This is a genomic window from Paracoccus nototheniae, assembly GCF_004335005.1.
GTDB classification, from domain to species: Bacteria; Pseudomonadota; Alphaproteobacteria; order Rhodobacterales; family Rhodobacteraceae; genus Paracoccus; species Paracoccus nototheniae.
Window position 1 is genome coordinate 21,957 of sequence record NZ_RQRT01000014.1, and the last position, 14,231, is coordinate 36,187.

Below are 14,231 nucleotides of genomic sequence, written 5' to 3' on the forward strand. Positions count from 1 at the left end.
ACCACGATTGCAGGCGCGATGACCGATATCAACGCATATGAAGCCACGACCCCCGAGGCCGAATTCAGCGACTATGTCGCGCTGCTGAAGCCGCGCGTCATGTCGCTGGTGGTCTTTACCGCCTTTGTCGGGCTGTTCGTCGCGCCCATCGACGTGCATCCCTTTATCGCCTTTTGCGCCGTGCTGTTCATCGCGCTTGGCGGCGGGGCCTCGGGCGCGCTGAACATGTGGTACGACCGCGATATCGACGCGGTGATGAACCGCACCCAGAGCCGCCCGATCCCGTCGGGCCGCGTCGAGGGTGGCGAGGCGCTTGGCCTCGGCATCGTGCTGTCGGTCATTTCCGTGATGATGCTGGGGCTGGTCGCGAACTGGTTCGCAGCGGGCTTTCTGGCCTTTACCATCTTCTTTTACGCGGTCGTCTATACCGTCTGGCTGAAACGCTGGACGCCGCAGAACATTGTCATCGGCGGGGCGGCAGGGGCCTTTCCCCCGATGATCGGTTGGGCCTGCGCGACGGGCGGCATCGCGATTGAATCGCTGCTGATGTTCGCGGTGATCTTTTTCTGGACCCCGCCCCATTTCTGGGCGCTGGCGCTGTTCATGAAGGAAGATTACCACAAGGCCGGCGTGCCGATGCTGACCGTGACCCATGGTCGCCGGGTCGCGCGCCGCCACATTTTCGGCTATACGCTGGTGCTGGCGCCCTTTGCGATCTGGCTGGGGCTGACTTCGATCGGCGGGCCGCTGTACATGGCAGTGGCGGTGGTCCTGAACGCGGCCTTCATCCATGGCGGCTGGAAGATCCTGCGCCGGGCCGAGGATGAGGCCGTGGCCGATGGCTATGCCGTGGAAAAGCGCGTCTTCAAGCTGTCGCTTTACTATCTTTTCCTGCATTTTCTCGCACTTCTGGTGCAAAGCTGGATGGGGGGCTGGTGATGGCTCTGAAAACCGAACATGAAATCCACGGCCGCCGCCGGTCCCGCAATGTGGGTCTTGGCGTGGTTCTGATCGGCTTTGTCGCGCTGGTCTTCGGTCTGACGGTCGTCAAGGTGCAGCAGGGCGGTATGCTGGAGGCCTACGACCACCAGCCCCGCGTCTCGATGACCCCGATCGTCGAACCTGCCGCAGGGGCCCGGCCATGAAGCGGCTCAGCCCGGAAAGCCGCACCGTGGCCATGCTGGTCGGCGTCGTCGTGACGATGGGCGCGCTGTCATGGGCCGCCGTGCCCTTCTATAACTGGTTCTGCAAGGTCACCGGCTTTGGCGGCACCACGCAGGTGTCGCAAAGCGCCTCGGATCTGGTTCTGGACGAAGTCGTCCGGGTCCGGTTCGATGCGAATACCGACAGCAATCTGGAATGGACCTTTCGCCCCATGCAGACCCGCATGGATCTGAAGATCGGCGAAAGCGGGCTGGCCTTTTACGAGGCGACGAACAATTCCGACCAGCCTCTGACCGGGACGGCCAGCTATAACGTCGCCCCCGAGGTGACCGGGTATTATTTCATCAAGGTCGAATGTTTCTGCTTTCAGGAACAGACATTGCAGCCCGGCGAAAGCATCGAGATGCCTGTCAGCTTCTATGTCGATCCCGAGCTTGTGGACGACCGCGATGCGGGACATATCCGCGACATCACGCTGTCCTATACCTTTCATCTGACCGAGCCGCGCAGTGCTGCGCTTGACACCGGCGCGGCCGACACCATCAACTGAGACGAAACCGAGGGAGCCGACGGGGATCCGCCATGGCGCATGCAAAGAACCACGACTATCATATCCTTCCGGCCTCGGTCTGGCCGTTCCTTGCCGCCGTGTCGGTCTTCGTCATGCTGTTCGGCGCCGTCGCATGGATGACCGGAGAGGTCACCGTGATGACTGCCCCGATCACCGGGCCGTGGATGTTCGCGATCGGCCTGATCGCGACCTGCTATGTCTCGTTCGCCTGGTGGGCAGACATGGTGCGCGAGGCGGAATCGGGCGATCACACCCCGGTGGTGCGCCTTGGCCTGCAATACGGTTTCATCCTGTTCGTGATGTCCGAAGCGATGCTGTTCGTGTCGCTGTTCTGGAACTTCATCAAGCACGCCATGTATCCGATGAGCGAGAACAGCCCGATCACCGACGGCGTCTGGCCGCCCGAGGGGATCGAGACCTTCGACCCCTGGCATCTGCCCTTCATCAACACGCTGATCTTGCTGCTGTCGGGCGTCGCCGTCACCTGGGCGCACCATGCCTGGGCGCATGAGGGCGACCGCAAGACCACGATCAACGGTCTGGCCATCGCCGTGGCCCTTGGTCTGGTCTTCACCGGTCTGCAGGCCTATGAATACAGCCACGCCGCCTTTGGTCTGGCCGACACGGCCTATGCCGCAGCCTTCTATATCGCGACGGGGTTCCACGGCCTGCATGTCATCATCGGCACGATCTTTCTGGCCGTCTGCCTGCTGCGGTTCCAAAAGGGTCAGATGACCAAGGATCAGCATCTGGGGTTCGAGGCCGCCGCCTGGTACTGGCACTTTGTCGATGTGATCTGGCTGGTGCTGTTCGCCGTCATCTATGTCTGGGGCAGCTGACCGCTCCACTCGCTGATCGGGGCGCGCGGGGGATCTCCTCCGCGCGTTTTTCGTTGCACCAGACCACCCCGGAGCCCGTCCATGCGCCGCTATCTGTTTCCCCTGATCCTCGGCATCGCCGGCTGTGCCGTCCTGATTTATCTGGGCCTGTGGCAGCTGGACCGCCGCGACTGGAAAGAGGCGCAGCTGGACCAGATCACCGCCGGCATTCAGGCCGATCCGGTGCCCCTGCCCGCTGAGATCGACCCGTCGATGAAATACCTGCCCGTCACCGTCACCGGCACCACGACGGGAGCCGAGATCGACGTGCTGTCCCATACCCGCGAACAGGGGGCGGGCTATCAGATCGTGTCGCGGTTCATCACCGATGACGGGCGGGCGATCCTTTTGGATCGCGGCTTCGTGCCGCAAGAGGCGCGGCGTCTGGACCGGCCCCCGGTGCGCCTGCAGGTGACCGGCAATCTGCACTGGCCTCAGGACGCCAGTTCCTCGACCCCTGCGCCCAATCTGGACGAAAACATCTGGTTCGCGCGCGATGTCGATGCGATGGCGCTGGCGCTGGATACCCTGCCGGTGCTGGTCGTGGCGAGCTTCGTCACAGGCGATGCGCAAGGGGCCGAGCCGATCCCGGTCGCGATCGCGGGCATTCCCAACAACCATCTGTCCTATGCGGTTCAATGGTTCCTGATCGCGGCCACATGGGCGGTGATGACACTGGCGCTGATCTGGCGTATCAGGCAGCGCAGCTACTGAAGGAATTCCGATGCGTTACGTCTCGACGCGGGGTCAGGCCCCGGTTTTGAACTTCGAACAGGCCATGCTGTCGGGGCTGGCGCGTGACGGCGGGCTGTATCTGCCCGAAACGATTCCGGCGTTCGACGGTTTGGACCAGCTTGACGGCCTGTCTTATGAAGAGGTCGCGTTCCGCGTCATCCGCCCCTTCACCGGCGACAGTTTCACCGATGCCGAGCTGCGCGGTGCCATCGATCGGGCCTATGAGCGCATCGCCCATGACGCCCGCGCGCCGCTGGTCCAGCTGGCCCCCGGCCACCACCTGCTGGAGCTGTTCCACGGCCCCACGCTGGCCTTCAAGGATTTCGCGATGCAGCTGATCGCGCAGCTGTTCCAGATCGCGCTGACGCGGTCGGGGCAACGCGTGACCATCGTCGGCGCCACCTCGGGCGATACCGGATCGGCGGCGATCGAGGCGTTCCGGGGTATCGACAATGTCGATGTCTTCATCATGTATCCGCATGGTCGCGTCAGCGAGGTGCAGCGTCGTCAGATGACCACGCCGCCCGCCGCCAATGTCCATGCGCTGGCCGTGACCGGGCATTTCGACGATTGTCAGGCACGGCTCAAGGATCTGTTCAACGACCATGCCTTTCGCGACACGGTCGGTCTGGCGGGTGTCAACAGCATCAACTGGGCGCGGGTGGTGGCGCAGATCGTCTATTACTTTACCGCAACCGCCTCGCTTGGGATGCGTCCGACGGATTTCTGCGTGCCGACCGGCAATTTCGGGGACATCTTTGCAGGATCGATCGCGCGGCGCATGGGCCTGCCGATCCGCCGCCTGATCGTCGCCACGAACCAGAACGACATCCTGCACCGCGCCCTGAGCATGGGCGAATACCGCACCGGAGAGGTCGAGCCCTCGATCAGCCCGTCGATGGACATTCAGGTCAGCTCGAACTTTGAACGTGCGCTGTATCTGGCCTATGATGGCGATGCCGGTGCCATCCGCCAGTTGATGGACGAGCTGAAGACCGGCGGCTTTGCGATCAGCCAGGGTGCGCTGCAAGCCCTGCGCGCCGAATTCGCCTCGGGTCGCGTCAGCGAGCAAGAGACGCTGGAGACGATCCGGACCGCCCGCGCCTTTACCGGCGAGATCCTGTGCCCGCATTCCGCTGTCGGCGTGGCCGTGGCGCAGCGGCATCTGGAACCGGGGGTGCCGATGGTCACGCTGGCCACCGCCCATCCGGCCAAATTCCCCGATGCCGTCGAACGCGCCATCGGGCTGCGTCCCGCCTTGCCACCGCATATGGCCGATCTGTTCGATCTGCCGGAACGCATGACCCGCCTTGAAAACGACGCCGAGGCGCTTAAGTCGCTGATCCTCGACCGGAGAACGCAGTGACCACAGATCCCACACCCCGCCTGACCACGCTGCCCAACGGGCTGCGCATCGTGACCCGCCAGATGCCGGGGCTGCATTCGGCGGCGCTTGGCATCTGGGTGAATGCCGGTGGCCGCAACGAACGCGCCGATCAGAACGGCATCGCGCATTTTCTGGAACATATGGCCTTCAAGGGCACCGCGACCCGCAGCGCCCTGCAGATCGCCGAGGCGATCGAGGATGTGGGCGGCTATATCAACGCCTATACCTCGCGCGATTCGACGGCCTATTACGTCCGCGTGCTGGAAGACGACGTCGATCTGGCCTTTGACGTGATCAGCGATATCGTCCTGAACCCGGTCTTTGACGCGCGCGAGATCGAGGTCGAACGCGGCGTGATCCTGCAGGAAATCGGGCAGTCGATGGACACGCCCGACGACATCATCTTTGACTGGCTGCAAGAGGCCGCCTATCCCGACCAGCCGATGGGCCGCACGATCCTTGGCCCGGCAGAGCGCATCAGCGCCTTTGGCCGCACCGATCTGTCGGGCTTTGTGGCCGAGAATTACGGCCCCGGCCAGATGGTCGTCGCTGCCGCCGGTGCCGTCGATCACGACCGCATCGTCCGGCTGGCCGAAAAGGTGCTGGGCCATATGCGCCCGATCACGCAGGCACCGCGCGAAAGCGCCCGCTGGCAGGGTCTGGAAACCCGCACCGTCAAGCCGCTGGAACAGGCCCATTTCGCCCTGGCGCTGGAGGGGCCGGGCTATCTGGCACCCGATTTCTATGCGGCGCAGATCTTTTCCTCGGCTCTGGGCGGGGGCATGTCGTCGCGTCTGTTCCAGAAGATCCGCGAGGAACGGGGGCTGTGCTATACGATCTTTGCGCAATCGGGCTTTCATGACGATACCGGCATGCTGACCATCTATGCCGGCACCGGGGCCGAGGATCTGGCCGATCTGGCCACCCTGACCATCGACGAGATCAAGCGCTCCACCCAAGACATGTCCGAGGCCGAGATCGCCCGCGCCAAGGCGCAGCTGCGCGCGGGCCTGCTGATGGGGCTGGAAAGCCCCTCGGGTCAGGCCGAACGCATGGCCCGCTCTCTGGCGATCTGGGGCAGGGTGCCCGACCCCGCCGAGGTGGCCGAACGCATCGCCGCCGTCACCGCCGCCGATGTGCGCGCCCATGCCGAACATCTGCTGGCCACCGCGCGACCGGCGCTGGCGCTTTACGGTCCGGTGGACAGTGCGCCCTCGCTGGAAACTTTGGTCGAAAGACTGGCCGCGTGATTCTGGGGCGGCGCCGTCCCTTCCGGCTGGATGCCGAACGGATCGTGTTGCGCCTGCCCCAGCATACCGATTACCACGCTTGGACGGCGCTGCGCGATGACAGCCGCGCCTTTCTGACCCCGTGGGAACCCGTCTGGTCGCCCGACCATTTGTCGCGCAAAAGTTTCACCAGCCGGGTCTATTGGGCGTCGCGGTCCAGCAAGACGGGCACCGCCTTTCCGCTGTTCATCCTGCGCCGCGACGGGGCGCTGCTGGGGGCGATCACGCTGGACAATATCCGCCGCGGACCGGCGCAGTCGGGCACAATCGGCTATTGGATCGGGCAGGCCCATGCGCGCCACGGCTATATGGCCGAGGCGATCGGCTGTCTGGTTCATCACGCCTTCACCACGCTGGACATCAGCCGGATCGAGGCCGCCTGCCTGCCTGAAAACGCCGCCTCGCGCGGGGTGCTGGAAAAATCGGGCTTCAAATACGAGGGCGTGGCGCAAAGCTATCTGCAGATCGGCGGGCGCTGGCGCAACCACGTCCTTTACGCCAACCTTCGCCATGACCGGCGCGGCAAGACCGAGGTGCGCTGATGCTGAGCCCCGCCGACCGCGCGCTGGCCGCGCTTTTGCCTGCGGGCGTGCTGCGCGATCCCGGCCCCGCCTATACCGAGGAACCAAGGGGCCGCTGGCAGGGGCAGGCCGGTCTGGTTGCCGCCCCCCGCGACACCTATGAATGCGCCGCCATCATCCGCGCCTGTGCAGCGGCCCGCGTGGCCGTGGTCCCGCGTGGGGGCGGCACCGGGCTGGTCGGCGGTCAGGTCATGCCCGACGGCCCCGCGCCGCTGGTCCTGTCGCTTGAACGCCTGACCGCCATCCGCGATCTGTTTCCCGACGAGGGCGTGATGATCGCCGACGCGGGCGTGACCCTGCAGGCGGCGCGGCAGGCGGCGGCGGATGTCGGTCGCCAGTTCCCGCTGTCGCTGGCCTCGCAGGGGACCGCGCAGATCGGCGGTGTGTTGTCGACCAATGCGGGCGGCGTCAACGTGCTGCGATACGGCAATGCCCGCGCCCTGTGTCTGGGGATCGAGGCCGTGCTGCCTTCGGGCGAGGTGATGCGCGACCTGAAACGCCTGCGCAAGGACAATACCGGTTACGATCTGCGCGACCTTCTGATCGGGGCCGAGGGGACATTGGGCATCATCACTGCCGCCTCGCTGGTGTTGGCGCCGGTGCCTGCGGAAACCGGCGTCGCCATGCTGGTCGTGGACAGCCCCAAAGCCGCCCTGAGCCTGCTGTCTCTGGCGCAGGCGCGCATGGCCGGGGGCGTGACCGCCTTCGAACTGATCTCGGGGCAGAGCCTGCATTTTCTGGACGCCGCCTTTCCCGACATGCGCCAGCCCTTTGCCGACCGCCCCGACTGGCTGGTGCTGATCGAGGTCGGCCTGCCCGCAGGCCTGCCTGCCGATGCCGCATTGGAGGGGTTGTTCATCGCCGGGTCCGAGGCCGGGCTGGTCCATGACGGGGTAATCGCCCAATCGGGCCAGCAGGCCGCCGGCCTGTGGGCCTTGCGCGAACATATCCCGCTGGCCAACCGCCATGTCGGCGCGATTGCCAGCCATGACATCAGCCTGCCCTTGTCGCGGGTGGCCGGGTTCATCGACGATGCGGGCGCGATGCTGGCGGGTTTCGGCGATATGCGCGTGAACTGCTTTGGCCATCTGGGCGACGGCAATCTGCATTACAATCTGTTCCCGGCGCCGGGCCGGACGCGGGACGATTACGTCGACATCCGCCGCGATCTGTCGCGCCGCATCCACGAGATGGTCGTGGCGCAGGGCGGATCGTTTTCCGCCGAACATGGGGTGGGACGTCTGAAGGCCGCCGATCTGGCCCGATGGGCCGATCCGGTGCGGCTGGCGGCGATGCGGGCCATCAAGGGGGCGCTGGACCCCCTTGGCATCATGAATCCCGGCGCCGTCCTGGCCTAATCGCCCTCGAAGGCACAGAGCGCATGGACGGGCATGCCCATGCCCTCCAGCACCGCGCGCCCGCCCAGATCGGGCAGATCGATGACAAAGGCACAGCCCAGCACCTCGGCCCCCAGCCTGCGACACAGCTTGATCGAGGCCGCCGCCGTGCCGCCCGTGGCCAGCAGATCGTCCACGATCAGCACCTTTTCACCCGGACGCAGGGCATCGTCATGGATCTCCATGATCGCCTCGCCATATTCCAGCGTATAGGCCTCGCTGATGACGGTGCCGGGCAGTTTGCCCTTTTTGCGGATCGGCACGAAGCCGGTGGACAGCTGATGCGCCACCGCACCGCCCAGGATGAACCCGCGCGCCTCCAGCCCGACGACCTTGTCGATGCGCATCCCGGCATAGGCATGCAGGATCTGATCGACCGCCATCCGGAAGCCGCGCGCATCGGCAAACAGCGTCGTCACGTCACGAAAAATGATCCCCTCATGCGGGAAATCATGGATCGAGCGGACGTAATCCTTGACGCTGCGGTTCATGCGGGGCGGTCCATCTCGAACAGCTCGGTGACGGCGGCGTAATCCTTGTATCCCAAACGGGCGATCCAGCCGCCCGCCGCGCGCGGATCAAAGCGGCCCTCCACCACGCAATCGTCGCGCATATGGATGCCCGTGACCACGCCAAAGACGGCGAAATTCGCCTCGCCCGCCAAAGGCACGATCTGCGTCATCCGGCATTCCAGCGCGGCGGCGGCATGGGCCACGCGCGGACAATCGATGGTGGTGCAGGCGGCGGCCTCGATCCCCGCCGCCCCGAATTCGCTGGCCCCCGCAGGCAGCGGGGCCGAGGTCGCATTGACCGCATCGCGCAGATCGCCGGTGGCGATGTTGACGCAGAACACCCCCGTTTCGGTGATCTGGGCGACGCTGTCCTTCGTCCCGTGCCGGTCGCCCTTGGCCCCGGTCGAGGCGAACATCACCTGCGGCGGCACATAGGCGACCGCGTTGAAGAAGGAATAGGGCGCCAGATTGTCCCCCTGCGACCCGCGGGTCGAGATCCAGCCGATCGGGCGCGGCGCGACGATGGCATTGAAGGGATTGTGCGGCAGGCCGTGTCCGGCTTCGGGGCGATAGAACATGGGGCGCGGCCTCCTTGGGGTTGCGGCGCCAACCTGCCACCGCTTTTCGCGCGACGCAATGTTCCGCCTGTCGCAAACCCGTGCTAAGTGGCCGCCGACACCCCAGGAGGCGCGATGTACGAGATCTGCCCCGAGACCCCCGCCGACACGCCCGAGGTCGAGGCGCTTTACGATCTGTGCTTTGCGCCCGGGCGCACGGCCCTGTCATCCTATCGCCTGCGTGAGGGCGTGGCGCGGGTTGCCGATCTGTGTCTTGTGCTGCGCGATCCCTCGGGCACGCTGATGGCGGCGATCCGCTATTGGCCTGCGCGGGTGGCCGGGCGTCGTGTTCTGCTGCTGGGCCCCGTCGCCGTCCATCCCACCGCGCAGGGCGAGGGGTTGGGCGGTCTGGTGATGCGCGACAGCCTGACCCGGGCACGGACGATGGGCTTTGCCCGGGTGCTGCTGGTCGGCGATGCGCCCTATTATTCGCGCTTTGGCTTTCAGCGGCTGGATCATGTGCAGATGCCGCCGCCGACCAATCCCGATCGCGTGTTGGGGCTGGAACTTCGCCCCGGTGCCTGGGTTGACCTGTCGGGCCCCGTGCAGCGTGAACCGGGGCCATCGCCCGACGTCCAGCCTGCACCGGACAGCACGGCCTGCGTTCAGGTCGCCCATCCGAGAAAGCCCGCCCATGACCCAACCCCGACATCTGGTTCTGCCGCCGATCACTGACCCGGCGCTGCATGCGCAGATCGACCGCCTCGCCCGGCGCCATCTCGAGGCGTCCGGAACCGCCATGCAGCTGATGACGCGCATCGGTAACAGCGCCGAGGGGCTGATCGAACGGCTGCCGAATTTCGTCCGGGCGCGGATGGATACCGTGACCCGGGCGGCCCTGACCCGCGCCTTCGGGGCAGCCAGCCGGTCGCGCAAGGTGGTTCGGGACCGGGGCGATCTGTTCAACCGCCTCGCCTCGACGGTCAGCGGGGCGGCGGGCGGCATTGGCGGCTTTGCGGGCGCGCTGGTCGAACTGCCCTTCACCGTCACGCTTCTGTTGCGCGCGATGCTGGATATCGCCGCCGAACACGGGCTGGATCCCGACAGCGACGAGGTCAGGATGGAATGCCTGCGCATCTTCGCCGCCGCCGGTCCGATGTCCGACGATGACAATACCGATCTGGGCCTTCTGGCCGCGCGGCTGTCGGTCACCGGCCAGACGGTTCAGGGTCTGGTCAGCAAGGTCGCGCCGCGTCTGTCCGTCTCGCTCGGTCAAAAGATGGCCGCGCAGGCCGCCCCGGTCTTCGGTGCGGTGGTCGGCGCCTCGATCAATTACACGTTCGCGCGTTACTATCAGGAACTGGCCAGGGTCCATTTCGGCATCATGCGTCTGTCCCATGAAACCGGCCTGCCGCAAGAGGCCCTGACCGAGGCGCTGCGCCTGTCGATCGATCGCCAGACGCCGCCCCGCCGACCCTAGACGCGCCGACCCCGCCTCGCCTTCTCATCTTGGCGAAAATATCCTCGGGGGTCCGGGGGCAGACAGCCCCCGGCTTGTGGCCAGACTCACGCCTCCTCGATATCCAGCGCCAGCGGCGCCACTGGCGCGATCAGATCGTCGGTCGTCAACGGCCCTGCCGGCCGGGCCAGCCGGGCCTTGGTCACCCAATACAGCCGTTCCTGAGCGCGGGTGATGGCGACATAGGTCAGCCGCTTCCACAGGGGCACCCCGGCCTCGGACCGGTTCGACCATGCGGCGGCACTGATATCGGGGCCAAAGACCTGCACCTCGGGCCATTGGCTGCCCTGCGCCTTGTGGATGGTGACGGCCGCGCCATGCAGAAAGGCCGCGCCCATGCGGGCGGCAAAGGGGATGAACGGCTCGTCCGCATCGGGCATCTCGATCTTGACGATGCTGGCCGCGGACAGGCGCGGGTCTTCGGCACCGATCACATGCAGGCGCGAAAAGCCCGGCTTGCGGCCCGGTCCCAGATAGACGACCTGCGCGCCCTTGATCAGGCCGCGCGCCTCCAGATCGATGCGCTTCTTGCGATGCTTGACCGGCAGCTCCAGCCCGTCGCAGACCAAGGGCTCGCCGGGCAGCAGCGCATCGCCCGGCGCGCCGAAGGCGCTGCGAAAGGCATGGATCAGCCGGATCCGCGTCGCATTGCGCCAGACCAGAACCGGGCTGCGCGCCATCAGGTCGCTTTCGACCCGCTCGGCCCAGACCACGCGGTCATCCCGGCGGGCCGCGTCGCGGACCATGCGTTCGAATTCGTCAAAGCCCAACCGCTCGTCGGCCAGCGCATGGGCCAGATCCAGAATCGGGCTGTCATCGGCCTGCCGGTGGATGCGGCTCAGCATCAGCCGCTCGGTCGGCGCCAGCGTGTCAAAGACCATCTCGCCCGATTGTCCCACCGGGGCCAGCTGCGCGGGGTCGCCGAACAGCACCAGCACCGGAAAGATCTCGCGCAGATCCTCGAACTGCTTCTCGTCCAGCATCGAGGCCTCGTCGACCAGCCCGACATCCAGACCCTCTTCGCGCCGTTTCCAGCCCTTGATGAAATCGGACCCGCGCAAGCCCGCCGTGGCCAGCGCGCCGGGGATCGAGGTATGGATGTCGTAAAACGCCTTGGCCTTGTCCAGCGCCGTGTCGGGCAGGGCGTCGATCACCGGCCGTTCCCCCACGCCGGTCAGCCATTCGGCGATCTTCTCATATTCCGGGTCATAGACGGGCGTGTACAAGATCCGGTGGATCGTCGTCGCCGGCACGCCCCGCATGCGCAGCACGAAGGCCGCCTTGTTGGTCGGCGCCAGAATCGCCACGCTGCGCCGGTCCTTGCGGCGGCGGCCCTCGTAATCGGGGCTGATCAGCTCGACCCCGGTCTGCAGCAGGGCCTTGGTGATCTGCGACAGCATCAGGGTCTTGCCGGACCCGGCCTTGCCGATCACGGCCATGACCCGACCTTTGCCCGATTGCGGGGGATGCAGCTCTTCTGCGATGATATCGATGCCGGCGGCGGCGAAGGTCTGGGCAAGCGCGTCCCAGGCATCGGCCTGATCGGGCGAAAGGGTCGGGGCGGGGGCGGGGCTGTTCATGCCGGATCCTTAGCCTGCCCTGACCGAAAGGCAAAGCGCCCTGCAACTTTTCGACTGCCCCGCGCGTGGCTGCGATATCGCCGGAGAGGAGAGATCCGATGATCGAACTGTTCTTCGTCACCTGCCTGCTGGCCGAGCCCGCCCGCTGCAGCGATCACAGCCTGCTGTTCGAGGAACAGAACGGCTTGTTCACCTGCATGCTGCAAAGCCAGTCCGAACTGGCGAAATGGATGGCGACTCACCCGGCCGAACAGGTGCGCGAATGGAAATGCCGCTATGCCGGGGAAAACGACCGCGAGGCCTGATCTGCCGCGCCGGTTTGCAACCGGGCCATGAACTGCCGAGGCTTTGGGCAAGCGCCCCCACCCCCGTCGCCGCCGATCGGGACGGTTTGGCCACGGCCCGATCCTGTGAGACCCTGACGATCGGGGAGGGCAAACCGATGGTGGTGCCCATGATCGAATTGCTTTTCGTCGTCTGCCTGTCCAGCGAACCCGCCAGCTGCCGCGACCGCAGCATGCTGTTTACCCAGGATATCGGCCTGATGGGCTGCATGATGGGCGCCCAGACCCAGCTTGCCAAATGGGTCGAGACCCATCCCCAGGAACGCATCGCCAGCTGGCGCTGCAAGGCCGCAGGCCAGCCCGAGCGTGCGGCCTGACAAGGCCACCCGCCGGGGCAGGGGGGGCAAAGCGCCTTAGCGGCGCCCGGCTTCCAGCGCGTCGTTGAAGGTGCGCAGGCCCGCGACCGGGGACTGGACCAGAACTGCCATATTGCCCGGCTTGTGCTGGTTTCGAAACATCTTCATATGCGCCGCCGGAATGTCGGCCCAAGGGAAGACCTCGGACATGCAGGGGTCCAGACGCCGTTCCAGCATCAGCTGATTGGCGGCGCTGGCCTGTTTCAGATGCGCGAAATGCGATCCCTGCACGCGTTTCTGGTGCATCCAAAGATAGCGCACGTCAAAGGTGCAGTTGAACCCGGTCGTGCCCGCGCAGATGACGATCATGCCGCCCTTTTTGCAGACCAGCGTGGACACCGGGAACGTCGCCTCGCCGGGATGTTCAAAGACAATATCGACATTGTTCCCCTTGCCCGAGATGTCCCAGATCGCCTTGCCGAACTTGCGCGCCTCGTTGAACCATTCCTTGTATTCGGGGGTGTTCACCGTGGGCAACTGGCCCCAGCAGCGGAACTCTTTGCGGTTGATGACGCCTTTCGCGCCCAGCCCCATGACGAAATCGCGCTTGTCCTCTTCGCTGATGACGCCGATGGCATTGCCGCCCGCCGCGTTGATCAGCTGGATCGCATAGGAGCCCAACCCGCCTGATGCGCCCCAGACCAGCACGTTCATGCCGGGCTTCAGCTCGTGCGGTTCATGGCCGAACAGCATGCGATAGGCGGTGGCCAACGTCAGGGTATAGCAGGCCGATTCCTCCCATGTCAGATGGCGCGGGCGGGTCATCAGCTGCTGCGCCTGCACGCGGGTGAACTGGGCAAAGCTGCCATCGGGCGTCTCGTAGCCCCAGATCCGCTGCGTGGGCGAGAACATCGGATCGCCGCCATTGCAATGTTCGTCATCGCCATCGTCCTGATTGCAATGGATCACGACCTCGTCGCCGACCTTCCAGCGCTTGACCTTGTCGCCCACCGCCCAAACGATCCCCGAAGCGTCCGATCCGGCGATGTGATAGGGCGCCCCATGCCCGTCAAAGGGGCTGATCGGCTGGCCGAGACCGGCCCAGATGCCGTTGTAATTGACCCCCGCCGCCATCACCAGAACCAGCACTTCGTTGCTGTCGATGGATGGGGTCTCGACCACCTCAAGCTGCATGGCGCTGTCGGGTTCGCCATGACGCTCGCGCCGGATCGCCCAGGCATGCATCTGGGCGGGCACATGGCCAAGGGGCGGCATCTCGCCAATGGCATAAAGGTCTTTCACGGGCGCCTCGTAGGGGGCGATCGGGGTCGGGGCATCAAGAGCCATCTGCATCTCCTGTCTGGTGCCGCAGCGCAGAATCACCGCGTCGATTTGCCCTGTGCTACGACAGTTTGCGCAAG

At 65.7% G+C, this 14,231-nt stretch carries 17 protein-coding genes; 13 read left to right on the forward strand and 4 right to left on the reverse strand.

All coding sequences use genetic code 11. The annotated features are described in order from the left end of the window. Positions 1-18: 18 nt before the first annotated feature. From cyoE to EG885_RS07775, 9 genes are all read left to right on the forward strand, one after another. The gene (cyoE, locus tag EG885_RS07735) at positions 19-939 is read left to right on the forward strand and encodes a heme o synthase (protein WP_131573904.1); all 921 of its coding nucleotides are present in this window, start codon (positions 19-21) and stop codon (positions 937-939) included. Next, positions 939-1,145 (forward strand): hypothetical protein, encoded by a 207-nt coding sequence (locus EG885_RS07740; protein ID WP_131573905.1) that lies wholly within the window; start codon positions 939-941, stop codon positions 1,143-1,145. Before cyoE ends, EG885_RS07740 begins: the two co-directional genes overlap by 1 nt. Continuing rightward, complete coding sequence (locus tag EG885_RS07745) at positions 1,142-1,714, forward strand: cytochrome c oxidase assembly protein (RefSeq protein WP_131573906.1); 573 nt, start codon at positions 1,142-1,144, stop codon at positions 1,712-1,714. The genes EG885_RS07740 and EG885_RS07745 overlap by 4 nt, the downstream gene beginning before the upstream one ends. A 32-nt stretch (positions 1,715-1,746) precedes the next feature. Further along, positions 1,747-2,574 carry a cytochrome c oxidase subunit 3 gene (locus EG885_RS07750; RefSeq protein ID WP_131573907.1) on the forward strand — a complete coding sequence of 276 codons (828 nt, stop codon included), beginning with the start codon at positions 1,747-1,749 and terminating at the stop codon, positions 2,572-2,574. Between the two features lie 81 nt (positions 2,575-2,655). After that, positions 2,656-3,327 carry an SURF1 family protein gene (locus EG885_RS07755; RefSeq protein ID WP_131573908.1) on the forward strand — a complete coding sequence of 224 codons (672 nt, stop codon included), beginning with the start codon at positions 2,656-2,658 and terminating at the stop codon, positions 3,325-3,327. Positions 3,328-3,337: 10 nt separating this feature from the next. Further along, positions 3,338-4,714, forward strand: coding sequence for a threonine synthase (gene thrC, locus EG885_RS07760; protein WP_131573909.1), 1,377 nt, complete (start codon positions 3,338-3,340; stop codon positions 4,712-4,714). Continuing rightward, positions 4,711-5,985 carry a M16 family metallopeptidase gene (locus tag EG885_RS07765; RefSeq protein ID WP_278248466.1) on the forward strand — a complete coding sequence of 425 codons (1,275 nt, stop codon included), beginning with the start codon at positions 4,711-4,713 and terminating at the stop codon, positions 5,983-5,985. The genes thrC and EG885_RS07765 overlap by 4 nt, the downstream gene beginning before the upstream one ends. Next, the gene (locus EG885_RS07770) at positions 5,985-6,566 is read left to right on the forward strand and encodes a GNAT family N-acetyltransferase (RefSeq protein WP_131573953.1); all 582 of its coding nucleotides are present in this window, start codon (positions 5,985-5,987) and stop codon (positions 6,564-6,566) included. Before EG885_RS07765 ends, EG885_RS07770 begins: the two co-directional genes overlap by 1 nt. Then, positions 6,566-7,963 carry an FAD-binding oxidoreductase gene (locus tag EG885_RS07775; RefSeq protein WP_131573910.1) on the forward strand — a complete coding sequence of 466 codons (1,398 nt, stop codon included), beginning with the start codon at positions 6,566-6,568 and terminating at the stop codon, positions 7,961-7,963. Before EG885_RS07770 ends, EG885_RS07775 begins: the two co-directional genes overlap by 1 nt. Here EG885_RS07775 and EG885_RS07780 read toward each other — a convergent pair. Together EG885_RS07780 and EG885_RS07785 are read right to left on the reverse strand one after the other, a co-directional pair. Further along, a complete protein-coding gene (locus tag EG885_RS07780; protein ID WP_131573911.1) occupies positions 7,960-8,493 on the reverse strand; it encodes an adenine phosphoribosyltransferase in 534 nt (177 codons plus the stop codon). The genes EG885_RS07775 and EG885_RS07780 overlap by 4 nt on opposite strands. Then, positions 8,490-9,092, reverse strand: coding sequence for a flavin reductase family protein (locus EG885_RS07785; RefSeq protein ID WP_131573912.1), 603 nt, complete (start codon positions 9,090-9,092; stop codon positions 8,490-8,492). The genes EG885_RS07780 and EG885_RS07785 overlap by 4 nt, the downstream gene beginning before the upstream one ends. Positions 9,093-9,206: 114 nt before the next feature. Between EG885_RS07785 and EG885_RS07790 the strand changes: the two genes are divergently transcribed. Continuing rightward, entirely contained in the window at positions 9,207-9,806 is a 600-nt protein-coding gene (locus EG885_RS07790; RefSeq protein ID WP_131573913.1) for a GNAT family N-acetyltransferase, read from the forward strand. Next, positions 9,766-10,551, forward strand: coding sequence for an EcsC family protein (locus EG885_RS07795; RefSeq protein WP_131573914.1), 786 nt, complete (start codon positions 9,766-9,768; stop codon positions 10,549-10,551). The genes EG885_RS07790 and EG885_RS07795 overlap by 41 nt, the downstream gene beginning before the upstream one ends. Positions 10,552-10,637: 86 nt before the next feature. Here the strand turns inward: EG885_RS07795 and EG885_RS07800 are convergent, their stop codons facing one another. Then, positions 10,638-12,170 (reverse strand): ATP-dependent DNA helicase, encoded by a 1,533-nt coding sequence (locus EG885_RS07800; RefSeq protein ID WP_131573915.1) that lies wholly within the window; start codon positions 12,168-12,170, stop codon positions 10,638-10,640. A 98-nt stretch (positions 12,171-12,268) separates the two neighbouring features. Between EG885_RS07800 and EG885_RS07805 the strand changes: the two genes are divergently transcribed. Beyond that, positions 12,269-12,475 carry a hypothetical protein gene (locus tag EG885_RS07805; RefSeq protein ID WP_131573916.1) on the forward strand — a complete coding sequence of 69 codons (207 nt, stop codon included), beginning with the start codon at positions 12,269-12,271 and terminating at the stop codon, positions 12,473-12,475. Positions 12,476-12,624: 149 nt separating this feature from the next. Continuing rightward, positions 12,625-12,831, forward strand: a complete 207-nt coding sequence (locus EG885_RS07810; protein WP_131573917.1) for a hypothetical protein — start codon at positions 12,625-12,627, stop codon at positions 12,829-12,831. A gap of 36 nt (positions 12,832-12,867) precedes the next feature. On the opposite strand, the gene ccrA is transcribed toward EG885_RS07810, so the two are convergent. After that, positions 12,868-14,157 (reverse strand): crotonyl-CoA carboxylase/reductase, encoded by a 1,290-nt coding sequence (gene ccrA / locus EG885_RS07815; RefSeq protein ID WP_131573918.1) that lies wholly within the window; start codon positions 14,155-14,157, stop codon positions 12,868-12,870. Positions 14,158-14,231 lie beyond the last annotated feature (74 nt).